This is a genomic window from Symbiopectobacterium sp., from assembly GCF_051710365.1.
In the GTDB taxonomy this organism is placed as follows: domain Bacteria; phylum Pseudomonadota; class Gammaproteobacteria; order Enterobacterales; family Enterobacteriaceae; genus Symbiopectobacterium.
On sequence record NZ_JBPETA010000032.1, the window covers coordinates 1 to 25624 of the forward strand.

15 protein-coding genes and 8 pseudogenes are annotated in these 25624 nt (G+C 55.7%); 11 read left to right on the top strand and 12 right to left on the bottom strand.

What is annotated here, in order from left to right:
- The 9 genes and pseudogenes from ACTBDZ_RS04910 to ACTBDZ_RS04950 form a co-directional block, all read left to right on the top strand.
- A pseudogene (locus tag ACTBDZ_RS04910) lies at positions 1-70 on the top strand (surface-adhesin E family protein); the annotation flags it as partial.
- Between the two features lie 71 nt (positions 71-141).
- Positions 142-2174 (top strand): annotated as a pseudogene (locus ACTBDZ_RS04915) (aldehyde ferredoxin oxidoreductase).
- A gap of 16 nt (positions 2175-2190) precedes the next feature.
- Positions 2191-2913, top strand: coding sequence for a YdhW family putative oxidoreductase system protein (locus ACTBDZ_RS04920; protein ID WP_438814471.1), 723 nt, complete (start codon positions 2191-2193; stop codon positions 2911-2913).
- Positions 2914-2973: 60 nt separating this feature from the next.
- Positions 2974-3646: pseudogene (locus ACTBDZ_RS04925) on the top strand (4Fe-4S dicluster domain-containing protein).
- Positions 3643-4428: pseudogene (gene phsC / locus ACTBDZ_RS04930) on the top strand (thiosulfate reductase cytochrome B subunit). The pseudogenes ACTBDZ_RS04925 and phsC overlap by 4 nt, the downstream one beginning before the upstream one ends.
- Positions 4429-4438: 10 nt before the next feature.
- Positions 4439-5125, top strand: a complete 687-nt coding sequence (locus ACTBDZ_RS04935; protein WP_438814472.1) for a hypothetical protein — start codon at positions 4439-4441, stop codon at positions 5123-5125.
- Positions 5106-5438 carry a hypothetical protein gene (locus tag ACTBDZ_RS04940; protein ID WP_438814473.1) on the top strand — a complete coding sequence of 111 codons (333 nt, stop codon included), beginning with the start codon at positions 5106-5108 and terminating at the stop codon, positions 5436-5438. The genes ACTBDZ_RS04935 and ACTBDZ_RS04940 overlap by 20 nt, the downstream gene beginning before the upstream one ends.
- Before the next feature lie 146 nt (positions 5439-5584).
- Positions 5585-6010: a hypothetical protein gene (locus tag ACTBDZ_RS04945; protein ID WP_438814474.1), complete on the top strand. Its 426-nt coding sequence runs from the start codon at positions 5585-5587 to the stop codon at positions 6008-6010.
- A gap of 11 nt (positions 6011-6021) precedes the next feature.
- The gene (locus tag ACTBDZ_RS04950) at positions 6022-6570 is read left to right on the top strand and encodes an RNA polymerase sigma factor (protein WP_438814475.1); all 549 of its coding nucleotides are present in this window, start codon (positions 6022-6024) and stop codon (positions 6568-6570) included.
- 98 nt (positions 6571-6668) lie between these two features.
- Here the strand turns inward: ACTBDZ_RS04950 and ACTBDZ_RS04955 are convergent.
- Positions 6669-8375: pseudogene (locus tag ACTBDZ_RS04955) on the bottom strand (YgiQ family radical SAM protein); the annotation flags it as partial.
- A gap of 312 nt (positions 8376-8687) precedes the next feature.
- On the opposite strand from ACTBDZ_RS04955, the gene ACTBDZ_RS04960 reads away from it, so the two are divergent.
- Positions 8688-9347 (top strand): epoxyqueuosine reductase QueH, encoded by a 660-nt coding sequence (locus ACTBDZ_RS04960; RefSeq protein ID WP_438814476.1) that lies wholly within the window; start codon positions 8688-8690, stop codon positions 9345-9347.
- 188 nt (positions 9348-9535) lie between these two features.
- Here the strand turns inward: ACTBDZ_RS04960 and glgP are convergent, their stop codons facing one another.
- The 5 genes and pseudogenes from glgP to glgB all read right to left on the bottom strand — a co-directional run bounded on the left by glgP (position 9536) and on the right by glgB (position 19237).
- Positions 9536-11983 carry a glycogen phosphorylase gene (glgP, locus tag ACTBDZ_RS04965; protein WP_438814477.1) on the bottom strand — a complete coding sequence of 816 codons (2448 nt, stop codon included), beginning with the start codon at positions 11981-11983 and terminating at the stop codon, positions 9536-9538.
- Between the two features lie 291 nt (positions 11984-12274).
- Positions 12275-13705, bottom strand: coding sequence for a glycogen synthase GlgA (gene glgA / locus ACTBDZ_RS04970; RefSeq protein ID WP_438814478.1), 1431 nt, complete (start codon positions 13703-13705; stop codon positions 12275-12277).
- 68 nt (positions 13706-13773) lie between these two features.
- A complete protein-coding gene (gene glgC / locus ACTBDZ_RS04975) occupies positions 13774-15051 on the bottom strand; it encodes a glucose-1-phosphate adenylyltransferase (RefSeq protein WP_438814479.1) in 1278 nt (425 codons plus the stop codon).
- Between the two features lie 13 nt (positions 15052-15064).
- Positions 15065-17063: pseudogene (gene glgX / locus ACTBDZ_RS04980) on the bottom strand (glycogen debranching protein GlgX).
- Positions 17060-19237: a 1,4-alpha-glucan branching enzyme gene (glgB, locus tag ACTBDZ_RS04985; RefSeq protein ID WP_438814480.1), complete on the bottom strand. Its 2178-nt coding sequence runs from the start codon at positions 19235-19237 to the stop codon at positions 17060-17062. The pseudogene glgX and the gene glgB overlap by 4 nt, the downstream one beginning before the upstream one ends.
- A gap of 677 nt (positions 19238-19914) precedes the next feature.
- Between glgB and ACTBDZ_RS04990 the strand changes: the two genes are divergently transcribed.
- On the top strand, positions 19915-21192 hold the full coding sequence (locus tag ACTBDZ_RS04990) for a LytS/YhcK type 5TM receptor domain-containing protein (protein ID WP_438814484.1): 1278 nt from the start codon (positions 19915-19917) through the stop codon (positions 21190-21192).
- 18 nt (positions 21193-21210) lie between these two features.
- Here the strand turns inward: ACTBDZ_RS04990 and ACTBDZ_RS04995 are convergent.
- The 6 genes and pseudogenes from ACTBDZ_RS04995 to ACTBDZ_RS05020 form a co-directional block, all read right to left on the bottom strand.
- Positions 21211-22034 (bottom strand): annotated as a pseudogene (locus ACTBDZ_RS04995) (ABC transporter permease).
- A pseudogene (locus ACTBDZ_RS05000) lies at positions 22031-22781 on the bottom strand (ABC transporter permease). Before ACTBDZ_RS05000 ends, ACTBDZ_RS04995 begins: the two co-directional pseudogenes overlap by 4 nt.
- Positions 22738-22962, bottom strand: a complete 225-nt coding sequence (locus ACTBDZ_RS05005) for a hypothetical protein (RefSeq protein WP_438814481.1) — start codon at positions 22960-22962, stop codon at positions 22738-22740. Before ACTBDZ_RS05005 ends, ACTBDZ_RS05000 begins: the two are co-directional and overlap by 44 nt.
- A gap of 15 nt (positions 22963-22977) precedes the next feature.
- The gene (gene nikA / locus ACTBDZ_RS05010) at positions 22978-24510 is read right to left on the bottom strand and encodes a nickel ABC transporter substrate-binding protein (protein ID WP_438814485.1); all 1533 of its coding nucleotides are present in this window, start codon (positions 24508-24510) and stop codon (positions 22978-22980) included.
- Positions 24511-24555: 45 nt separating this feature from the next.
- Complete coding sequence (locus ACTBDZ_RS05015; protein ID WP_438814482.1) at positions 24556-24813, bottom strand: hypothetical protein; 258 nt, start codon at positions 24811-24813, stop codon at positions 24556-24558.
- A gap of 39 nt (positions 24814-24852) precedes the next feature.
- Positions 24853-25353 (bottom strand): class I SAM-dependent methyltransferase, encoded by a 501-nt coding sequence (locus tag ACTBDZ_RS05020; protein ID WP_438814483.1) that lies wholly within the window; start codon positions 25351-25353, stop codon positions 24853-24855.
- Positions 25354-25624 lie beyond the last annotated feature (271 nt).

Here is a 25624-nt window from a genome sequence, read left to right on the forward strand (position 1 = left end):
CATGGCGATGGTCAAAGCGCTTAACCGGATCACGCTATTAGGAATGCCGAACAGTATTCGCATCACGTAACAATCGACCCGATGGGGCACAGTCGTTACAAGTTCTGATTTATTCAACAAAGCCACGCAGGAAGAAAAATTATGATTAACGGTTGGACAGGTAATATATTACGTATCAACTTGAGCACCGGCACCATCAGCAAAGAGGATTCCAGCCAATATAAAAAGATGGTTGGCGGAATGGGCTTTGGCTATAAAATCATGTACGACGAGGTGCCAGCCGGAACAAAACCTTTCGATGAGGGCAATAAAGTCGTTTTCGCCGTCGGGCCGCTGACCGGTTCCGGCGCACCGTGCAGTTCACGCGTCAATATTACCTCACTGTCGACCTTTACCCGGGGCCATCTGGTTGTTGATGCGCATATGGGGGGGTTCTTTGCCGCCTACATGAAATATGCGGGCTACGACGCCATTATTATTGAAGGCAAAGCGGAAAAACCGGTCTGGATTAATATTCATAACGATGAAGTCAAAATTGAAAATGCCGCTTTCCTGTGGGGAAAAGGCACGCGAGCCACCACCGAAGAAATTTGTCGCGCCACCAGTGAAGAAACCTGCGTCGCGGCTATCGGCCCGGCGGGGGAAAATCTGGTGCCGCTCTCCGGCATTCTTAACAGCCGCAACCACAGCGGTGGCGCGGGCGTAGGTGCCGTACTCGGTTCCAAAAACCTCAAAGCCATCGCGGTGTGGGGTAGCCACGGCGTTAACGTCGCTAACCGCGAAGAACTCAAAGCGCTCAACGAATACATGATGACGCAGCTTATCGGTGCCAACAATAACCACGTTGTCCCGAGCACGCCGCAGGCATGGGCTGAATATTCAGACCCGAAATCCCGCCGTGCAACCAGAACACCGTCGGTTTCCGCACCATGAAATCCACCTTCGATCTGGGGCCAGCAGCGGAAAAATACACGGTGAAAATGGGCGGATGTCACTCCTGCCCAATCCGCTGTATGTCGCAGCTTAACGTGCCGCAGGCCAAGCAGTTTGGCGGACCGACCACCGGCGGCAACACCTGCGTAGCCAACTTTGTGCACACCACCATCTTCCCCAACGGCCCCAAAGATATCGCTGAAAAAGGCGATGGCAACGTGGTCGGAAACCTGGTCGGTCTGAGCATCTTCGACGACATGGGATTGTGGTGTAACTACGGTCAATTGCACCGGGACTTCACCTACTGCCATACCCACGGCGTGTTCAAACGCGTATTGCCCGCCGAAGAGTATGAATCTATTCCCTGGAAGTTGATGGAAGAAGGCGATCCGAACTTTATCAAGGATATCTATCATCGCCTGGCCCACCGCATTGGCGAGTTCAGCCATTTGTCCGACGGATCCTATTTCATCGCGGAGCGCTGGAATCTGGGACCAGAATATTGGAATTACGCCAAAAACAAGCTGTGGTCGCCCATGGGCTTCCCGGTGCACCATGCCAACGAAGCTTCGGCGCAGGTGGGGACGATCGTCAACTGCATGTTCAACCGTGATGCCATGACTCACACCCACATTAACTACATTGGCAGCGGCCTGCCGCTCAAGCTGCAAAAAGAGATCGCCGCTGAGCTGTTCGGCTCTGCTGACGCTTTTGACGAAACCAAAAACTACACCCCGATCAACCGCTACAAGATTGATTACGCCAAGTGGACGCTGCTGAGAAGCTGCCTGCACGATGCCGTGACGCTGTGTAACTGGGTGTGGCCGATGACGGCATCACCGCACAAAAGCCGGAACTACCGCGGCGATCTGGCAATGGAAGCGAAATTCTTTGCTGCTGTGACCGGCGAAGATACCACCGAAGCCAGCCTCGATCTGGCGGCAGAGCGTATCTTCACGTTACACCGCGCCTACACCGTGAAGCTGATGAACACCATGGATATGCGCCGTAAACACGATCAGATCTGTGACTGGGTGTTCGATAAGGACCCGAAACTGCCTGCGTTCAGCGAAGGCACAGACAAGATGGATCGCGAGGACGTGCAGAAATCGTTGACGATGTTCTACAGTGCCATGGGCTGGGACCCTGAACTGGGTTGTCCGACGCGTGCCGTTTTGGAACGTCTTGACCTGAAAGAGGTAGCAGACGATTTGGCAGCGCACAACCTGTTGCCGGCCTGAGTACAAGGCATCAATCATGAAAACTGTTGTGGATAACCAAACAACGCCTCCTGATGAATTGCCGGATGCGGCGCTTGCCGCCGCAGAGGACGTTGCAGACAGCGATGCACCAGATATGCGCCGACGCAGGTTGTTGCTGCCGTTAAGCGGCGCATTGCGCGATGCACCGACAGCGCAGGAAACCGCACCGACAGAGGAAGCGCCCAAAGCCCCTTACCTCGTTCTGGCGGATTACCTGCGTGGCTGCTCTGCCAACGGCACGGTTGTGGATCGGCGCGAACTGTTAGCGCCGCCCTACGCGTTAACCGAAGAGGAGCTGGATGTCTTGTTGATGCAGATTCGTGCCGAAGAACAAGGCAGCGATATCGTTGAGATAGCGCAGCAGGACACCTGTTTCTACTACTCCGACCGTTACATGAGCCATAACTACGCGCGGATTTTGATCTTCACGCACGAGCAGGACGCCTGCGCTACGTTGGCGCAGACCGTCCGCTTTGAGTGCGAGACCTATCCGCGTCCGTTCAAGGTCGGCATGTTGGCGCTGCACCCGTATGGATTTGATGACGACAAGATAGCAAGCACGTTGCGCTTTCTCGCCGACACCGAGGCTTATCAGGATATTCACCAAGTGGAAGCCTCCAACGGTGCCATCTATCTGTACAGCGACCGCTACATGAGTGTCGGCAAAGCCCAAGGGCTCTGTGAATGGATTGAGGTGGAACAATATGAGAACCCCTAGCCCGCGCGCCCGGTATGCGTGGATCACAATGAATAACGTACTTTCTGGGAGGCATGGAAGATGACATGCTCACGCCGTAAATTTGTCCTCGGCATGGGGTCGGTGATTTTTTTCAGCGCACCGGTTTTCTCGGCATTGGGTAAAGCGGAAAAAGGCGCCCTCGTGCGCTATGCCATGATCCATGATGAAGTGAAGTGCAACGGCTGTAATATCTGTACCGTTGCCTGTCATAAGGTCAATAAGGTACCTACCGGCGCGGCGCGCATGAACATTGCGTACATTGCGATGACGCCGCCTGAGTCCGGTAATACCTATCACTTTTTCCGTCACTCTTGCCAGAAGTGCGAAGATGCACCGTGCATTACCGTCTGCCCGACGGGCGCGTCCTACCGCGACGACAGCAACGGGATCGTGCGGGTGGATAAGCCCAAGTGCATTGGGTGCAGCTACTGCATCTCCGCGTGCCCGTATCAGGTGCGCTACCTGAACCCCCGTTACCCATGTGGCGGATAAATGCGACTTCTGTCTGGAATCGCGTCTGATGAAAGGATTCCCGCCCATTTGTGTCAGTGCCTGCCCGCAAAATGCCCTGATTTTTGGACGGGAGGACAGTGACGTGGTGCAGAACTGGCTGAAAACACACGACTACTATGAGTATCAGTTGCCAAATGTAGGCAAACCGCACCTCTATCGTCGGCCGGGCCCCCATGAAGTGAAGAAGGTGAACGTATGAATATCATGCCTAACGCTGAGCAATTTCAGTCCCAGCTGTATCAGTATGTTTATCTCTACACCCCCGACTATTAGCCTATCTGGCTGATCCTGGCCGGCGTGGCGTTTGTCGGCATGCTGGGCGTGTTGGCGCTGCACGGTTTCCTGCGTTATCGCTTCGCCGCGCCACATGCTGCCGGACACGAGGAGAAGGTGTATCTCTACTCGCGGGCGGTACGTTTGTGGCACTGGAGCAACGCGCTGCTGTTTATCCTGTTACTGGCGAGCGGTTTTATCAACCACTTTGCACTGCTCGGCGCGCACGATACCGCGCTGCTGGTGTCGCTGCACAGCCTATGCGGCTATCTGTTGCTGGTGTGCTGGCTGGCGTTTGTGCTGATTAACGCGCTGGGTGGCAACGGGCACCACTACGTTATCGAGCGACAGGGATGGGGCCAGCGGGCTTTTCTGCAAGTGCGCTTTTATCTTTACGGCATTATCAAAGGTGAAGACCATCCGTTCCCGGCCACACCGCGCGCCAAGTTCAACCTGCTACAGCAGGTGGCTTACCTAGGGGTGATGTACAGTCTGGTGCCGCTACTGCTGCTCTCAGGCGTATTGTTGCATAACCCGCTGTGGCTGCCCGCCGGATGGGTCTTGGTGAAAGCCTGGCTGCTGCCGGTGCATTTTATGCTGGCGGTACTCAGCGTGTTCTTTATCTGTGGGCATCTCTATCTGTGCACCACAGGGCGCACGCCGACCCAGACCTTCCGCAGTATGGTCGATGGCTACCACAGGCACTAACGGAGCACCCATGATGCCGACCCACGGAGAACCGCACATAACGCGTGAACAGTTGCGCGCGCTGCACGTTAGCCGCGACTTGTATCGCTGGTTCCTGCAACGTTTTCCAACGGGCGGCAGCTATCAGGCGATTCACGAGGCGCTGATTGGCGATGGCCGCAGCGCCTGGCTGGAAAGTCTGGTGGATTATGCCTACGCGCACAACTTTGGCGCACGGCCGTTTCTCGAACAGGAGATAGGCAGTGCGCGAACCCTGGCAGCGCAGCTGACACACAGTCAGGCAGAGCAGTTGCACATTACCCCGCGCGGCCACGCCAGTGGCCGCTTCACGCCAATGCTGTCGAGTACCTTGCAATTTGCCAGCGGCGATCACGCTTTGAATATCGGCTGCTCCGGCTTTCAAAGCAATCTGGCCGCCACCGGCAACGGCAACTTTATCGGTCAATCCGGTGATAACGGCAGCATCGCCAGCGCAGGCTACGGCTGCCAGTTGGTGAGCAGCGGCTTTGCCGCCAAAATTAGCAATACGGGGCAGAACTGCCGCATCAGCGCGCTGGGCGATCGCGCGCATTGCCAACTGCGGCAATGCTACAAAAATCAGCAGCGCCGGTCGTGGCACCCACATCACCAGCAGCGGCAGACGCAATTACCTCGCCAGCCAAGGCGCCTCAACGCGCGTGGCGAATGCCGGCGATGACAGTCATATCCACACGCAGGGAGCGGGCAGTCGCATCACCAACAGCGGCGATAACGTCACGCTACAGATCAGCGGTGCCGACAGCGTGTTTTGCTCTAGTGGCAGCGTGCAACAGTTCACGCTGGGCGTCGGTGGCTGTGCAGCACTCAGCTACCATGACGGCAAACGCCTGCGTTTTGTCACCGTCTATGAAGGAGAAAACGGCATTGTTGCTGGTGTCCCCTACCGTCTGACAGAGCACGGCAAGATAGAACCGCTCGCGGATAACACAGAAAATCAACGCCTCACTCCCGCCGACTGCGTCAACGGCTAATGCTCTCTCAGTAGCGGTATCACGCCGCTATTTCAACGCACCGCTTCTGGCTCCATCCCCTTTTTTTAAAAAATTTGCCGCCTGATGCAAATATTTCTCTGCCTGATTCGTCTACTTCACTATCAGAACAACACGGAGTAGATGACATGCAAGATCGTAAATTTAAAATGCTGGGTATTGGGCTGCTGGCGGTTGTGGCGATTGCCACACTGGTAATGCTGCTGTGGAATGCCTTGCTGCCCGCCATTTTTGGCGTCCAAAGCATTGGCTTTTTCCAGGCACTGGGGCTGCTGATCCTGTGTAAGATACTGTTTGGTGGCATAGGCTATCGGGGATTTTTTGGCCGCCATGGGCGCGAAATGCGTGAACGTTGGTTAGCCATGGGTCAGGAACAGCGTGACGCCTTTTTCCACCAGCGGGGATTTGGCCCACACGGGGAGCACTGCGGTCACCATTTTCATCACGGCCCTTTCGCGCACCGTCGTGGTAGGCATCAGGCGTGTCATGACAGTCAGGATGACGCACCGGTGCCAAGCGACAAACCCGCCGACCAAAGCAGAAAAACGGAGTAATGGCTGACACCATGCAAAGGCAAAACGTTCTGCTCACCGCGCTTGAAGCCTGTCAACGACGACTGCGTGCGTTTATCTCTCGACGTACGCGCAGCGCGGCTGAAGCGGAAGATATCTTTCAGGAAATCAGCTATCGGCTGCTCAAAGCCGACAGCTACCTCGATCCGATAGAGCATGTTTCTGCCTGGCTATTTCGCGCTGCGCGCAACGAGTTGATCGCTCGCTCGCGCAAGCCGCACGACATATCGCTCACGGAAATGGCAACGGAGAGCTGGCCGGAAGGCGATGAACTGGCCGATATTCTGTTCAGCCCGCCTGACAGCGCAGAAGATGCCTATCTGTACCAACTGGTGTGGGAAGAGCTGGCGGCAGCGCTGGAAGAGATGCCAGCGCTGCAACGAGAAGCCTTTGAGAAAACCGAGTTGCAGGGCTACAGCTTCAAACAACTGGCGCAGGAGACCGGCGTCCCTGTGGAAACCCTGCTGTCACGTAAGCACCAGTCCGTACAGTTTCTGCGCGTCCGGTTACAGTGGCTTTATCAGGCCGTGACACAAGCGTGAGGCGACCGCTCACTCATCGCTTGCCGGACTGCCCCTGCTTATTGCTTGCTTTTCCAACATTTTTCTTCACCGCTGGCCGCCGCCCTTCCCCCGTAAATCGGGTGAGCAGAAATAAAGTACGGGATCAGATATTGCTCTTTGCCCGCCTGACGCGAATAGGTGTCAAACAGCTCTTTGAAACGGTGGTAGCTGCCCATGCCGGGCTTCATCATCTTCGATAACGGCCCCTGCTCCGTGTGTTCTGGCGCAATCTTCAAGTAACCGCCCACGTGATGCTCGGCCAATTCCTTGATATAGCGTGGATCTTCCACCGCCAGATCGTAGCGTACCCCAGAAGCGATCAGCACCTTCTTGACGCCTTTCAGGGCGCGAGCACGGCGATAGAGCTGGATGGTCGGCTCATGGTTGGTATCCATGTGTGCGCAAATTTCTGGGTAGACGCAAGACGCGCGGCGACAGGTTTGCTCCGCTTTGGGTGACTGGCAGCGCAGCATGTACATGTTGGCCGTAGGTCCGCCCAGATCGGAGATAATGCCGGTAAATCCCGGTACTTCGTCACGGACCGCTTCAATCTCCTGCACAATCGACTCTTGCGAACGACTTTGAATGATGCGTCCTTCGTGCTCGGTGATCGAGCAGAACGCACATCCGCCAAAACAGCCGCGCATGATGTTGATAGAAAAGCGAATCATGTCGTAGGCCGGGATGCGCGATGATCCATAGGAGGGGTGCGGCACCCGTTGATACGGTAAGGCATAGACCGCGTCCATCTCATCCGTTTGCAATGGAATGGCCGGTGGATTAATCCACACATAGCGATCGCCATGTTTTTGCATCAGCGCACGCGCACTGCCCGGGTTGGTTTCGTGGTGCAGGATGCGCGAAGCGTGCGCGTACATGACCTTGTCGTTTTTCACCTTCTCAAACGAGGGCAACAGCACATAGGTTTTTTCCCACGGCTTTGGCTTGTGCGCCCGTACGGTGATGGGCTTGCCGCTGGTGGAACCTTTTACCGTATGCGCGACGCAGGGCAAGTCTTCGCCGTAGGGATTAAGAATAGGTTCGATGCGACCGGGGCTATCCAAACGCGTGGAATCCACCCCTGTCCAACCGGGCAGCGCAGTTTTACGCAGCACGGCGGTATTGCGCACATCCACAATCGAACTAATGGGCTCTCCCGCCGCCAGGCGGTGTGCAACTTCCACCAGCGGCCGCTCGCCGTTGCCGTAGATCAGCAAATCGGCTTTGGCATCCACCAGCACCGAACGACGCACCTTGTCTGACCAATAGTCGTAATGGGCGATGCGGCGCAGGCTGGCTTCAATGCCGCCCAGCACCACCGGCACATCACTAAAGGCTTCCTTGCAGCGCTGGGTATAGACCAGCGTGGCACGATCCGGGCGCTTACCTGCAATATTATCTGGCGTATACGCATCATCATGGCGCGCTTTACGATCGGCGGTGTAATGGTTGATCATCGAGTCCATATTGCCCGCCGTCACGCCGTAAAACAGGTTCGGCTTGCCCAGACGCATAAAGTCGTTCTTCTGCGTCCAGTCCGGCTGGGCAATAATCCCAACCCGAAATCCCTGCGACTCCAGCATCCTGCCAACGATCGCCATGCCAAAGCTGGGATGGTCCACATAGGCATCTCCTGTCACCAGCACAATGTCGCAGCTGTCCCAGCCCAGTTCATCCATCTCTGCGCGGCTCATGGGCAAAAATGGCGCAGTGCCGTAGCATTCGGCCCAGTAGCGTGAGTAAGAAAACAGATGGCGTTCAGGAACAATCAGGCTTGTGGACACGGTTAACTCTTCAACTCAGGGGATTATCAGGGCCGGAAATTCTACCGATTTCCCCAGAAAAAGGGGGGGGGGGGAATTTACATAGGAAATGAGACAGATCATGAAAATCGCCTTGCGCAAAAAACGCGCACTGATATTGCAAGAAAACGCACCGGGTGAGGCAGTTAGCCACCCTGCGCGTTTGCAATGCTACACTTCAGGCAAGTGTAGCCAGCCACATATTTGCAATGCTACACTTCAGGCAAGTGTAGCCAGCCACATATTTGCAATGCTACACTTCAGGCAAGTGTAGCCAGCCACATAACAGAATATATGACCAGCACAGCTTTGAAACGCCCGATACTGACGCTCCCCAACGGGGCGGACAAACTCCTGCTGCATTCATGCTGCGCGCCGTGTTCAGGGGAAGTGATGGAAGCCATTCAGGCATCCGGGCTTCACTACACCATTTTCTTCTACAACCCCAATATTCATCCGCAGAAGGAGTATCTCATCCGCAAGGAAGAGAATATTCGCTTCGCCCAGAAGCATGGGGTGCCCTTTATCGATGCCGATTACGACATGGATAACTGGTTCAAACGGGCAAAAGGAATGGAGTGGGAACCGGAGCGCGGCGTGCGTTGCACCATGTGCTTTGATATGCGCTTCGAGCGCACCGCACTCTATGCCGCGGAAAATGGCTTTACGGTGATCAGCAGTTCGCTCGGCATCTCGCGCTGGAAAAACATGCAGCAAATTAATGACTGCGGCCAGCGGGCCGCCTCGCATTATCCGGGTATGGTGTACTGGGATTACAACTGGCGTAAAGGGGGCGGCTCTGCGCGCATGATAGAGATCAGCAAGCGAGAGCAATTTTATCAGCAAGAATACTGCGGTTGCGTTTATTCCCTGCGCGACAGCAATCTGCACCGCAAATCGCAGGGCAGACCGCTGATTAAAATCGGGAAACTGTATTACGGTACTGGGGAGTAATCACACGGGTGATCTCGCTCTCCATCTGTCATTCCTGCGTTCTCTCCGTCATTCCCGCGAAAGCGGGAATCTCCTACAGAGGAAACGCGTTCTTTCTGCAAGAGATCCCCGGCTTTCGCCGAGGATGACGTGGGGGAAGCCGAGGACGATGTGGGGGAAAGCATCATTTCAGTTCTCCCCCATCACCGTTACAACCGTATCGGTTTGATATCCCAGATATCGTCGGCATACTCCTGAATGGTGCGGTCAGATGAGAAGTTACCCATATTGGCGATATTGAGGATGCTCCTGCGCGTCCATTCTTCCGGTGTGCGATAGAGGTCGTCCACTCTGTCATGGGTATCGACATAGCTGCGATAATCCGCCAACAGTTGCCAACGGTCGCCAAAATTCACCAACGAATCGAACAGATCGCCGTAGCGTCTTGGATCGTTCGGGCTGAAAACCCCGGTGGCAATCTGCGTCAGCACCCGGCGTAGCTCCTCGTCCTTCTCGTAAATTTCACGCGGGTTGTAGCCGTTCTTACGCAGTGCCTCTACCTGTTCCGTGGTGTTGCCAAAAATAAACATTTTCTCTTCGCCAATGTGCTCCAACATTTCCACGTTGGCCCCATCGAGCGTACCGATGGTCAGTGCCCCATTGAGCGCAAATTTCATGTTACTGGTGCCGGAGGCTTCGGTCCCCGCCAGCGAGATCTGCTCAGACAGATCGGCCGCAGGAATGATGATCTGCGCCAGACTGACACTGTAGTTGGGAATAAACACCACCTTCAGCTTGTCATGCATGTCAGGATCGTGGTTGATCACCGCCGCCACATCGTTGATCAGGTTGATGATGTGCTTCGCCATGTAGTACGCCGACGCCGCTTTGCCCGCTAAAATCGCCACGCGCGGCACACGCTTGGCCTTGGGTTCATCCTTAATGCGGTTATACAGCGTGATAATGTGCAACAGATTAAGCAGTTGCCGTTTGTACTCATGAATGCGCTTGATCTGCACATCGAACAACGCCTCAGGATCGATCACCACATCCAGATGCTCAGCCACGTACTCCGCCAGACGTTGTTTGTTCGCCAGCTTCGCCTTGCGCACCTTCTGCACAAACGCCGGGAAATCCGCCTGCGGCTTGATATCTTCCAACTGGATGAGGTTGGTACGCCAGTTTTTACCAATCGCGTCATCCAGCACTTTCGACAGCGACGGGTTCGCCAGCACCAGCCAGCGTCGCGGCGTGACACCGTTGGTCTTGTTGCAGAAGCGACCGGTATAGATGCGCGCAAAATCAGCAAACAGTGACTGCACCATCAAATCGGAGTGCAGCTCCGATACACCGTTCACCTTGTGACTGGCGACCACCGCCAACCAGGCCATGCGCACCCGGCGGCCGTTGGTTTCATCAATGATGGAAACGCGCGCCAGCAGATCGTTATCTTTCGGGAATTTCTTTTGCACTTCTTCGAGAAAGCGCTCGTTGATTTCAAAAATCAGTTGCAGATGGCGCGGCAAAATCTTGCCCAGCATGTCTACCGGCCAGGTTTCCAGCGCTTCCTGCATCAGCGTATGGTTAGTGTAAGAGAAGACGCTCGTCACCACCTGCCAGGCATCCAGCCATTTGAATTTGTGTTCATCGATCAGCAAGCGCATCAGCTCGGGGATCGCCAACACCGGATGGGTATCGTTGAGGTGAATGGCAAATTTATCCGCCAGGTTGTCATAGGTGTTGTGCATCATCCAGTGACGGCTGAGGATATCCTGCACCGTGGCAGACACCAGAAAATACTCCTGACGCAGGCGCAACTCGCGACCGGAGTAGGTTGAATCATCGGGATAAAGCACCCGCGACACATTCTCCGAGTGGTTTTTGTCCTCCACCGCAGCAAAGTAGTCACCCTGATTGAACTTGCCCAGATTGATTTCACTGCTGGCCTGCGCGCTCCACAGCCGCAGCGTGTTGGTCGCATCCGTGTCGTAGCCAGGGATTATCTGGTCATAGGCACTGGCAATGATCTCTTCGGTTTCCACCCAGCGCGCCTTGCTCCCTTCCTGCTGTACGCGCCCGCCGAAACGCACCGTATAGCGCGTACTGTGACGCGGGAATTCCCAGGCGTTACCGTATTCCAGCCAATAGTCCGGGGATTCCGCCTGCTGACCGTTGACAATCTTTTGCGCAAACATACCGTATTCATAGCGAATGCCATAACCACGGCCGGGCAGCGCCATCGTCGCCAGCGAATCCAGGAAGCAGGCCGCCAAACGCCCGAGGCCACCGTTGCCCAGCCCGGGATCGTTCTCTTCCTCGATCAGCTCATCCAGATCCAGCCCCATGTCGTCCAGAGCCTGCTTCAGATCCTCGTACAGCCCTATCGCCAGCAGCGCATTCGACAGCGTTCGGCCCAGCAGGAACTCCATCGAGAGATAGTAGACCTGTCGCACATCCTGCGAGAGCTGCGCCCGGTTGGAGCGCAGCCAGCGCTCCACCATGCGGTCGCGCACCGCGAGCAGCGTGGCGTTCAGCCACTCGTGCTTGTTGGCGATAGAGGGATCTTTACCTATGCTGAACATCAACTTATAGGCAATGGAATGCTTTAGCGCGTCCACGCTGAGCGTGGGTGAGTTGTAGATAAACGGAGAGTTCATTACGTTTATTCCCAATCATGAGTGTTACGACAAGCGTTGTTTGACCGAGATCGCTAACGCCCCTGCATGTTGTCCTCACCATGCAACGCACGGCTATACCCGTCATACTTCAAGTTGCAAGTACGTTGGCTGCGTTCACTCACCCGAGTCACTTACCTGTGTAAGCTCATCGGGATGAATGAACCTCATCCCTGAGGTTAACCCTACGGGCCAGCGCAGGCGCTGTTCAAATTTGTTCCAGACAAATTTGTCCTTCACTTGCCGCCTTCCTGCAACTCGAATTATTTAGGGTCATAAGCGCTGGTAAAGTGCACGATATGCCTGCGCAGCTACCTGCCAGCTAAAGTCCATCGCCATCGCCTGACGTTGCACATAACGCCACAGCGTGGGACGAGACCACAACACAAACACTCGGCGAATCGCTCGGGAAAGCGCGCCGACATTGCAATCGCTGAAGGAAAAACCGGTGGCAAGACCATCAGCCAGATTCTCCAGCGAGCAATCCGCAACGGTGTCCGCCAAACCGCCGGTATGACGCACCAGCGGCAGCGTACCGTACTTCAACCCATACAACTGCGTTAGCCCACAGGGCTCAAAACGGCTGGGCACCATGATGACATCAGCGCCGCCAATAATGCGGTGTGAAAACGCTTCGTGATAGCCGATTTGGACTCCAACCTGGCCGGGATATTCTGCTGCCGCCGCCAGGAACCCTTCCTGCAAATCAGCATCACCTGCGCCCAGTACCACCAATTGCGCCCCGTGCTCCAACAGCTCCGGCACCGCCTCCAGCACCAAATCTAATCCTTTTTGATGCGTCAGGCGGCTGACGATGGCAAACACCGGGATTTTCTCATCCACGGTCAATCCCATGGAGATTTGCAGTTGGCGCTTGTTATGCGCCTTATTGACCAGCGTTTCACGGGCGTAGGGGTGCGACAGCAGCGCATCGTGCGCCGGACTCCAGATGGCATCATCAACACCATTAAGAATGCCCGATAACCGTCCCTCCTCTTCCCGCGTACGCAGCAGCCCTTCCATCCCATAGCCAAATTCAGGCAAGGTGATTTCGTGAGCATAGGTCGGGCTGACGGTGGTGACGTGATCGGCATAATACAGCCCGGCCTTGAGGTAGGAGATCTGCCCGTAAAACTCCAGGCCGTACACCTGGAAGAAATCACCCTGCAGTTGAATATCTGCCATATGACGGGCATGGAACAACCCCTGAAACGCCAGATTGTGCACAGTAAATACCGATTTCGCCGGACGATGGCGCGCCGCCAGATAGGCGCAGGTTAACCCCGCGTGCCAGTCATGAGCGTGTACCACCTCGGGCCGCCAGTAGGGATCGAGCCCGCAGGCCATTTCACACCCCACCCATCCCAGCAGGGCGAAACGCAGGTAATTGTCCGCATAGGCATACAGCGCTGGATCGTGGTATGGACTGCCCGCACGTTCATACAGTTCCGGCACATCGATCAGGTAAATGCCTACGCCGTTGAAGTGGCCATAAAGCAGCGCCATGCGTCCGGCAAAGGTATCCAGCTCACACACTGTTTGCAGATTGGCTACACCTTTTTTCAGATCGGGAAAGGCGGGCAGAATAACACGCACATCCAGCCCGGCTTCGATTTGCGCTGCTGGCAACGCCCCAGCAACGTCCGCTAATCCGCCGGTTTTCAGCAGCGGAAACAGCTCTGAACATACATGTAATACCCGCATTCTTACTCCCACGTTCCCCTCACCTGCGATGTCATGCACCACATCATCGTGAACGACAGCCTCTTGAACTACAGCTTCGCCAACATGGCGCGTGTCACCAGCACAATCCCCTCTTCCGAGCGGTAAAAACGGCGGCTGTCTTCAGCGGCATTTTCACCGATCACCGTCCCCTCCGGCAGAACACACGCACGGTCGATGACGCAGCGCCGCAGGCGGCACGAACGCCCCACGTTCACATCCGGCAGCAACACGGACGAATCGATGCTGCAAAATGAGTTCACCCGCACGCGGGGAAACAGCACCGAATGCGTCACCACCGATCCCGACACGATACAACCGCCGGATACCAGCGAATTCATGGTCATACCGTGGCTGCCCGAGCGGTCCTGTACGAACTTGGCCGGTGGCAGTTGCTCCATGGCAGAACGTATTGGCCAGTTTCTGTCGTACATATCCAACTCTGGCGTGACCGAGGCCAAATCGAGGTTAGCCCGCCAATAGGCCTCAAGCGTTCCCACATAGCGCCAGTAATGGCAATCATCCTGACCCGAGGTGACGCAGGAGAGCGAGAACGGATGCGCCCAGGCATCGCGCTGCGCGACAATTTTCGGGATCAGATCTTTGCCGAAATCGTGTGAAGAGCCCGGTTGGTTGACGTCCTCTTGCAATAACCGATAAAGGTAGTCCGCATTAAAAACATAGATCCCCATGCTGGCGAGCGCCATTTCTGGGTCATCCAGCATCGGTGTGGGCTGTTCCGGCTTCTCGTCGAAGCTCAAAATGCGCCGCTGCTTATCCACGCTCATGATGCCGAATGCGTTCGCTTCTTTGAGCGGCACTGGCAAACACGCCACGGTGCACTGCGCCTGTTTGTCGACGTGATCGATGAGCAAGCGCGAATAGTCCATTTTGTAGATGTGATCGCCCGCCAGAATCACCACGTATTCCGCACGATAGCGTCGAATGATGTCGAGGTTTTGACAGACGGCATCCGCCGTGCCGCGATACCAGTGATCGGTCTCCTGCCGCTGTTGCGCAGGCAGCAGATCGACAAATTCATTCATCTCAGCATTGAGGAAAGACCAGCCACGCTGAATGTGCTGCACTAGCGTGTGGGATTGATATTGGGTAATCACGCCAATGCGGCGAATCCCCGAATTCAGACAGTTCGAGAGGGCGAAATCGATGATACGGAATTTGCCGCCAAAATGGACGGCGGGCTTGGCGCGCAGCGCGGTCAGGTCTTTCAGGCGCGAGCCGCGCCCGCCTGCCAGAATCAGCGCCACTGATTTCAGTGGAAGCTGCCGTGCGAGCATCAAGGGATCATGCTTCTCATTATTTACCATGATTTACCATGGCCTACTCCTTACTGCGGCGTGTACAGACACACACCGATTGGGCATTCCCTTGCCAAAACCCGCCGCGCAGCGCTTTCGAGGCCTCGAACGGCGGCGACACCAGCCAATCTCCTGCGGACAGCGACATCTCGCACGGCGACGCGCTCGCATTAATCAGCAGTAACCAATCAGACGACAGGACGATTTGTAAACGGCACTCTCCCTGCTCCCAGGCCGACGGCGTGAGCGGCTGCGCCCGTTCGTTCAGCCACTGCACACGGCCATCTCCATCTTGCCACCAGGCATCCTGCTGTAACGCCGGGATGGCGCGTCGCAGCCGAATCAGCCCGGCGGTAAAAGCACTCAAGGCGTTATCCGCCGTTTCCCAGTTAAGCCAGGTCAGGTCGTTATCCTGACAGTAGGCGTTGTTATGCCCCTGCTGGCTGTGCCCCTGCTCATCCCCCGCCAGCAGCATGGGCGTGCCCTGCGACAGCAGCAATGTCGTCAGCAACGCCCGTTGGCTGGCGGCACGGCGTGCCAGCGTGGCCTCATCCGCTTCCAACCCTTCGGTGCCGTGGTTGTTGCTGAAATTGCTGTCTGTGCCGTCGCGGTTATCTTCCCCGTTGGCGTGGTTGTGCTTGTGGTTGAAGCTGACCAGATCGCGCAGCGTGAAGCCGTCGTGCGCGGTGAGCTTGTTTACCGACACATGCGGTAAACGAGGAGGGTGCTGAAAGATATCGCTCGACGCGGCAAAGCGGCGGGCGAAACCGCCCAGAGAAATATCGCCGCACAGCCAGAAGCGGCGCATATCGTCGCGGTAGCGATCGCTCCACTCGGCAAAGGGGGCGGGGAAACGCCCGAGCTGATAGCCACCGTCGCCGATATCCCAAGGTTCGGCAATCAGTTTTACGCCGTGCAAACGCGGCTCCTCACGCAGCGCGGTGAGCAATGGCGCGGCGGGATCAAACGCTGGTGTTCTGCCCAAAACGGTGGCCAGATCGAAACGGAAGCCATCCACATGACATACTTCGCGCCAGAAAATCAGGGACTGCATCACCCAGTCAATCACCGCAGGATGATTGAGACGCAGCGCGTTACCGCAGCCAGTCCAGTTGTGGTATTCGCCCTGTTCGGTCAGCCAGTAATAGCTCTGGTTGTCGATGCCGCGCAGCGACAGCGTCGGCCCTTCAACATCCAGCTCTGCCGAATGGTTAAACACCACATCAAGGATCACTTCGATACCCGCACGGTGCAGCGCCTTGACCATATCGCGGAATTCATTAAGCGCGTCATCACGCGCCGCCAGGCTGGTTTCAACGGCAAACGGCAACAGCACGTTGTAGCCCCAGTAGTTACGCAGCCCGAGTTTCTGCAAGCGCGGCTCATCGGCGTGCTGCTGCACTGGCAGCAGTTCAATGGCGGTGATACCCAGATTTTTCAGGCGGTTGATCATGGCCGGGTGTGCCACACCGCTGTAGGTCCCGCGTAATTCGGCGGGGATCTCGGGGATGTAGCTGAGTCAAGCCACGCACGTGAGCCTCATAGATCACGCTCTCGCCCCACGGGGTGGCTGGCGGAGCGTCATCGTCCCAGTCGTAGCTTTCATCCACCACCACGGCTTTTGGCATCACCTGAGCGCTGTCTCGCTCGTCTGGCGTATCAACACCACCCTGTAGACTCTCGTCATCAACCACCCAGCCATCTAACTGACGGGCACAGGGATCGAGCAGTAGCTTATTCGGGTTAAAGCGATGACCCTGTTGCGGCGCGAAGGGGCCATAGACGCGGTAGCCATAGCGTAGTCCGGGGCGCGCAGTGGGCTCCTGCTCTGTTAGCGGCAAATAGCCGTGCCAGATATCTCCTGTACGGGATGGCAGAGTGAAGCGGTGTTCTTGCTGATGGGCATCAAACAGACACAGTTCTACCCGCTCGGCATGGGCGGAAAACAGCGCAAAATTAATGCCCTGTTGATCGACGCTGGCACCCAATGACGCGGGCTTGCCCGGTAGCAGTGCGATCATGGCACCTTCTTCGCCAGATAAAGCGTCGCGAGCGGCGGCAGCGTCAATACCAGCGAATGGGCACGGCCGTGGCTGCCGATGGCCTCGCTCTCCAGCCCACCACCGTTACCCAGATTGCTACCGTGATAATGCCAGGAGTCGGTATTGAGAATTTCGCACCAACGCCCTGGCTGATTGATACCGATGCGGTAACCTTGGCGTGGCACCGGGGTAAAATTGCTGACCACCATCACTTCATTGCCTTGTCTGTCGCGGCGCACAAAGGCGAACACCGAGTTTTCCCGGTCATCCACCACCCGCCATTCGAAGCCTTCCGGTTGAAAATCCAGTTGATACAGCGGCGGCTGGGCGCGGTAGCAGTGGTTCAAATCCTTCACCAACTGCTGTACACCACGGTGCCATCCTTCCGGTTCATCCAGCAGATGCCAGTCCAGGCTGGTATCGTGATTCCACTCCCGCCCCTGCGCGAACTCGCCGCCCATAAACAGCAGTTTTTTACCGGGAAATGCCCACATAAAGCCGTAATAAGCGCGCAGATTGGCAAATTTTTGCCACACATCGCACGGCATACGATCGAGCAGTGAACGCTTGCCGTGCACCACCTCATCGTGTGACAGCGGCAGAATAAAATTCTCGCTGTAAGCGTAGAGCATGCCAAACGTCATCTTGTCGTGGTGATACTTGCGATGCACCGGATCCTGCTGCATATAGCTCAGCGTGTCGTGCATCCAGCCCATGTTCCACTTGTAATGGAAACCTAAGCCGTTACAGCCCGGCGGCAACGTCACCCCCGGATAGTCGGTGGATTCTTCGGCCACGGTGATGGCATCGGGACGCGCATGTCCCAGCACGTTGTTGGTGTAACGCAGAAAGGCGATGGCTTCGAGATTCTCTTTGCCACCGTAATAATTGGGCACCCATTCGCCCTGCGCCCGGCTGTAGTCGCGATAAATCATTGAGGCGACCGCATCCACCCGCAGACCGTCGATGCCGTAATGTTCCATCCAAAACAGCGCATTACCCGCCAGATAGTTACGCACCTCATGGCGACCGTAGTTATAAATCAGGGTGTTCCAATCTTGATGAAAACCCTCTTTCGGGTCGGCATATTCATACAAGGCGGTGCCATCAAACTGCGCCAAACCATAGGCATCGGTCGGGAAATGCCCCGGCACCCAATCCAGCAGCACATTAATGCCCGCCTCGTGCAGGGTGTCGACAAAACAGCGGAAATCCTGCGGCGTACCAAAACGTCGCGTCGGCGCATACAGGCCGAGCGGCTGATAGCCCCAGCTACCGTCAAACGGATGTTCGTTGATGGGCAGCAGCTCAATATGGGTGAACCCCATTTCGTTGGCATATTCTGCCAACTGGGTTGCCAGATCCTGATAACTCAGCCAAAAGTTATTGTCGGTGTGACGTCGCCAGGACGCGAGATGGACTTCATAAATTGAAATGGGTGCATCGAAGTTGTTCGCCTGTCGCCGCTGTGCGTTTGGCTCAACTTTGGGCGGCAACCGGACCACGCAGGAGGCGGTTTCCGGGCGCATCTGCGCTTCAAACGCGTAAGGGTCGGCTTTAAGCTGCACATTGCCGTGCACATCGACCACTTCATATTTGTAAAGCTGCCCGGCAACCGCCGGCAGAAAAATCTCCCAGATGCCGTTTTCACGCAGCAAGCGCATCGGGTGACGGCGTCCGTCCCAGAAATTGAACTCACCCACCACGGAAACCCGGCGCGCATTCGGTGCCCACACCGCAAACCGCGTGCCTTCAACACCATCCAGCGTCACCAGATGCGCACCGAGGCGTTCGAAGGGGCGCAGGTGAGTTCCCTCCGCCAGCAGCCAGATATCCATTGCATCCAGCAGCGTGCCAAACCGATAGGGATCGTCGATAACCAAAGCGGCATGCGCCCAGGTGACGGCCAGTTGGTAATGAAAAGGACGTTTACGACGAGGCAGGGCTGCACAGAAAAAACCGCGATCGTCAATGCGCGGCAACTGCCCGACTTTACGTCCGGTCGCGCCATCCAGCACCCAAACGTCCAGCGCATCAGGCAGCAGCGCGCGCACTTCGAGCCCGTTTTCAGTTTCATGCATACCCAACAGGGAGAAAGGATCGGCGTAGTGACCAGCAATCAGCGAGTTGATCGCACCGGATAATTCCGACATGGCATCCATCCTCTAATTAACCGATTGAATTTATTATGCAAACACAATATCAGTCCGATATCGTATTTTTACCACCTCGGATAAATATATAAAGAAACAATATGTTAATAGGAAATCCACGAGATTCCCTAATGAGGTGGCTTTGTTGAATAAATAGATTTTATGCTGGCAGCCAAGTGAAACGACGGATCCTCGCAACGCAAAATCATGCAGTTAGGCCTCATGAGAAAACTGTACACCTAAGATGACAAGCATTTTCTACCAAAACTGGCATAGAAAAACAGCATGATTACCTATTATTCAACAAAGCCTAATGAGGTGTAATCACGCAAAGAAAAAGGCAACAACACATACGCCGTTATTTATAAGTCTAGTCAATAAAACAAAAAGCACGGGCCGAAACTTAAAATTTTCCTTTATTTTTTATATGAATAAGTTATGACACAGTTGTTAAAAATTCTATTCTTCCTCTCTTCACGGTCTGCCCAATGCTTTTTGCAATATGGCGCGATAATCTGACCAAAATGGCATAAAAACGTACAAATTCTCTGCGCAGTCCGTGCTTATCCACCACCGTTCGCGTTACAATTGACGATGCATGTCCCCCCTCGCATGCGCAGTGAGGTATTTTTTTCATGGTCAGCCAAATCGATTTGATTCTCTCGTTACTCCAGCAGATGTGTGTCTATCTGGTGATTGCCTATTTGCTGAGTAAAACGCCGCTGTTTATCCCGCTGATGCAGGTCACCATTCGTTTGCCGCACAAGCTGGTGTGCTATCTGGTGTTTTCCATGTTTTGCATCATGGGTACCTATTTCGGCCTGCACATTGATGATTCCATCGCCAATACGCGCGCCACCGGTGCCGTGCTGGGCGGGATGCTGGGCGGGCCATCGGTTGGTTTTCTGGTCGGCTTGACCGGCGGGTTGCACCGTTACTCCATGGGGGGAATGACGGCGCTTGCCTGCATGGTGTCAACCATTACGGAAGGATTGATCGGTGGCCTGTTACACCGTTATCTGCTGAGGCGTAACCGTATCGATATGCTGTTCCAGCCGCTGGTGGTGGGGCGGACGTCGCTGGTCGCGGAACTGCTGCAAATGATCATCATTCTGCTATTGGCACGCCCGTTCGACAGCGCGGTTGAACTGGTCAAAGACATTGCGTTGCCGATGATGATCACCAATACCGTAGGCTCTGCCATGTTTATGCGCATCCTGCTCGACAGGCGCGCCATTTTCAAAAAATACACTTCGGCGTTTTCTGCCAAGGCGCTGCAAATTGCCGCGCGCGCGGAAGGGGCGCTACGCCAAGGGTTCGATCAGCAAAAACAGCTGCTGGCGCAGTCGGAAATCAAGCTGTTGCATGCGCAGGTCAACCCGCACTTCCTGTTTAACGCGTTCAACACGCCCTCCGCTGTCATCCGACGCAACCCGGACCACGCACGGCAACTGGTGCTCTCCCTTTCTACCTTCTTTCGCAAAAACCTGAAACGCAGCAATGATGAAGTGTCGCTGCGCGATGAGATGGAACACGTCAACGCCTATCTGGAAATCGAGAAGGCACGTTTCGCTGACCACATGACGGTAGAGATTACGCTGCCGGAAGAGCTGATGGATGCGCGTTTGCCTGCGTTCTCGTTGCAACCCATCGTGGAAAACGCCATTAAACACGGTATTTCGCAGATGATAGAGAGCGGTCATATCCACATCAGCGGCCGCTACCGCGCCAACACGCTGGAACTGACGGTGGAGGATAATGCAGGCACCTATCAGCCACCGACAGGGGGCGATGGTTTAGGCATGAATCTGGTCGACCGCCGCATCAAGGCGCGCTACGGCAACCGCTACGGCATTACCGTTGAGAGCGAAGCCGATACCTTTACTCGCGTGGAAGTGCGTGTTCCGCTGATTCAACCGAAAAAGGCGCTGGCAGATATCGAGCGTGCGGCGTAGGGGATTTTTTCGGCTATTTCACGCATCAGGAGACACTGCGCGGCCTTCCTCCCCGCCGGTAACATCCAGTGCATCACATAAGCTATCCCCGAGGTACTGGCAGGCAGCAACCACCAGCACGATAGCGATTCCGGCAGGCAACATCTGTTCTGGATGCACCATCATCACGTTTTTCGCTTCCCCCAGCATCGCCCCCCACTCCGGGGTAGGGGGCTGCACGCCCAACCCAAGAAAGGAAAGCGCCGAGAGCAGCAGGATAACCGCACCGCTGTCCGTTGTTGCCAGTACGATAAGTTCCGCCGCCGTCACGGGCAGCAGGTGGCGCCGTATCAAATAGCCGGGAGAAGCCCCCAGCAGGCGAGCATAGTGGATATAGTGTTTATCGCTGTACTGAAGCGCAATGCCTCGCACCATACGGGCATACCACGCCCACTTCACCAGCACCACCGCCAGCAGGATATTTTGCAGCACTGGCCCCAAAATGCCGACCAGCGCAAAGATCATCACCTCACCGGGAAAAGAGAGCATCAGGTCGCACAAACGCATCAGTGCAGCGTCAATCCGCCCGCGCAGGTAACCCGCCAGCATGCCGATCACTGTGCCCGTCAACATGGTGACGGCCATCGCCAACAGCGCGACAAGACGCAGCGGCCAAGGTGATCGGCCCCCAACGGGTAATTCAGACTGATGCCGTGATATTTATCGCGCCAGGAAACCAGCAACGGATCGTGGGGTGCAAGCCAGGGAGCCCACAGGCCCGCCGCCATCACTGCCAATAGAAAAACCAGACTGAGCAACGCCAGTGGATCGCGCGCCATACCGCGCCACAGGCGGCGAATCATAGCGCTACCCCGCGACGCAAACGGGGATCGAGCCACATCAGCAGGATATCGATGAGAAAATTGCCCACCACAAACAGCAACGCCATTAACAACACATAGGCTTGAATGATCGGGTAATCACGCTGAAAAATCGCCGAAACACACAGACGCCCTAACCCCGGCCAGGAAAAGATGTTCTCAATAATCAGCGTACCGGCAAACAGCTTCGGGATACTCATGCCAAGCGCGACCAACGGCGAATACAGAGCATTGACCAGGACATGACGCCACAGAATACGGCCTGAACTCAAACCGCGCGCGCGCATAATCAACATAGGGTTGATGTAAGTGTGCCAGCATATTGGCACGCAGCAGGCGTACATAGGTACCCAGATAGCCCAATGCCAGCGTTAAGGCAGGCAGGATAACCGCCCCCAGTGCATCAATGCCCCCCACTGGCAGCCACTGCCATTTCACCGCCAGCAGCCAAAGCAACAGTAGCCCCACCCAGTAATTCGGCATCGCCGTCAGAAAAAACAGCCCCGTGCGCAGCAGTTTGTCTGGCCAACGCCCGGCGCTCACCACACACAGCGCAGCAATCGCCAGCGATAACGTCACAATCATCGCCAGCGCCGTTGCCGCTAGCCACAGCGTTGCGGGCAACGCCTGCGCCAGTTCATGGCTCACCGCCGTGCGCGTCACAAACGACATGCCCCAATCAAATTCAGCGTGCCAACCAGTGCAGATACTGCTGCCACAAGGGCGCATCCAACCCCAGTTCCAGACGTAGCGCAGCAATAGCTTCCGGCGTCGGAACGATCATATTGACGCGTAAGGCCACCTCCGCCGGATCGGAAGGCGATAATTGGATAAGCAAAAACGTGACAACGGTAATCAGGAGCATCAGCGGCACCATCAACAGCAGCCGATGCAACACATAACGCCCCATTACGCTCGCCCAGACCTATTGAAAGTACATCTTTTCAAAGGTGATCTCGTACTGCGAAGGATTAAAGGACACCCCCTGTAACGCCGGACTAAACACCGCTTTGGTGCGCGAGTAGGTCAGCGGGATATACACCCCTTCCTGCGCCAGCGTTAAAAATATCTGGCGATACAGCGCCTGGCGTTTCACGTCATCGGGCTCTATCAGCACAGCGCCAATGGCAGTATCGATCTCCGCTTTATTCGGTAGCCCCTTTTGTCCCTGATAATCCGCGTGCGCCGGTATACGGAACGACGAGACATAGGATTGCGGGTCGTAAGGTGTGCCCCAGGAAAGCGAGTACTGAATGTCAAAATCGCCAGACTTCTGTCGATCCAGATACGCCTGTTTTTCCTCACCCAACAGATCGACAGTGACACCTATCTGCCTGAAATCGCTCTGCACTACCTCGGCAATCTGCCGTTCGCCCGCATTATTGCTGTTATAAGAGAACACCAGACGTAACGGAACACCCTGCTTTTCTCGCTGCGCTGCGCCGTTGGGCTGCAACCAGCCTGCGGCATCCAGCAGCGCCGCTGCCCGTGCGCTGTCAAAGGTATACATCGGCAAATCGGCGATATTGGCGTAAGGCACCGTGCGTGCCAGCAGCGTGTCGGCCACGCTTTCGCTGCCGGACATCACGCCTTGCGCGATCGCCTGTTTGTCCACCGCATATTGCAATGCGATGCGCACCTGCCTGTCAGATAACGCAGGGCGACTGCTGTTCAACACCAAAGCACGCGAGGCGATAGGCGCACTGAGCAGCGTTTTAAAGCGTCCTGCCGCTTGCAGCGCAGCAAAATTATCACCGTCCAGCATGTCGCCATCAGCACCAAAAATCAGCTGAATATCGCCCTTTTCGAAAGCCATCAACATGCTTTGCCTGTCAGGAATCACCCGCCAGACCACGCGCTGCAAGGCTGGCGCGCTCCCCCAGTAGTGCGGATTTGCAGTAAAAACCGCATATTGACTCTTTACCTGTTCGCTGAGCAGCCAGGGCACCGTGCCCGCATAACCGCTCACACCCTCTTTGGTTTGACCGTTGATAAAGTTTTTCGGCGAGATAAAACGAAACGGCCGCGTCAGCCCCAATTCCACCAAGGTCGGATAGTAGGGATGACGCAAATGCAACGCTACGGTAGCATCATCAATGACTTCAACGCGCTCAATCTGCCGCACCAGTTCCAGCCAGGCGTGGCGCTGATAATTAGCCAACACCGCATCGATGTTCAGTTTTACCGCCTGAGCATTGAACGGCTCGCCGTCGCTGAAGGTCACGCCTTGTCGCAGATGAAAGGTGTAGGTTTTGCCATCCGGTGAAATCACCCAACGGTCCGCCAGCCAAGGTTGTACACCGCTGTCGGTGTTCACCACCAGCGACTCAAAGACCATATTCTGCGCCGCCATCTCACCGCTGTAGAGATGCGGATTGATATCACGAATGCCCTTGGTGCTGGCATAATTAAGCGTCGTGGGCGTTTGCGCCGTCGCACTTGCCATGCCCAGCAACATCAGCGCTGCCAGAAAAAATCCTGCTATCGCTCGCATACAACGCCCCTATTTTTCTGCACACACCATAAACATCGGCGTCGAGGCGTAGTTAACCTTTTCGGTCTCATCCCACAACGTGTCGCCCACACGGGTATCCAGCATAATTTTATGGTAGCCGCATTGAAGCAGCGCCTGGGTATCCCACTCAGGACGGTGCTCGCGGCTGAGCGGCAGTTGGCGTGCTATCGCCTCCATAGCGCTAGTGTCGGTATTCACGTAGTGGTCATCCAGCCCGAGATAGCGTGCATTGGCGCAATCGTCCAAATAGCCGAGACGTGAGGATTCATCAAACAGTTGCAGATACTAGTTGGCATCAAAATTAAGCAGGAGACCGCCGGGGGCCAGCAGACGGTGCCACTCCCGGTAGGCGCGCAGCGGTTCGGCCAGATTCCAGGTCACATTGCGCGTGACGATCAGGTCGAACTGGTTGTCCGCCAGCGGCATCGCATGCACATCTGCGGAGATAAAATCAACGTGAACACCGTAATGCGCGGCATTGCCGCGAGCCTCGGTGAGCATCGCCTCCGTCATATCCACAGCGGTAACCCGATGCCCAGCCAGCGCCAGCGTCACGGCAAAAAAACCGGGACCGGTGCCAATATCCAACACACGCAGCAAGGGGGCGTCAGGGGCATATTCCATGATTTTTTTCAGCCAGCGGGCACACTTGGCATTCGCCAGTTCGGTGGCATTGATATGGCTATATTCGGCGGCACGGCGCGTCCAATAGCGCTGGACGTCCTGATTTAATGCGGTGTTTTCATCAACGACAAGGTCATTATCTTCAGCAAGTATCGAGCTCACTCGGTCATTCCTGTTCAATGCCGTTCAGGCCGAATGCTGCAACACGATGTCGACTAGCGTGCTTGGTGCACCGAGCCCAAAGGGGAAGAGGCTATTATTGTGAGGCGATTTATAGCAGATTGGCGCAGGCAGTTTAACCACGAAGTGGCTTTGTTGAATAAATAGAAAGTTTGGGTAATCATCGGAACAGATCACCATAGTTGTTTCAAAATCAGGTCTCCATGGCAAAACAAAATTTTAAAATCACTAACTGGCCCTCCTATAACAAGGC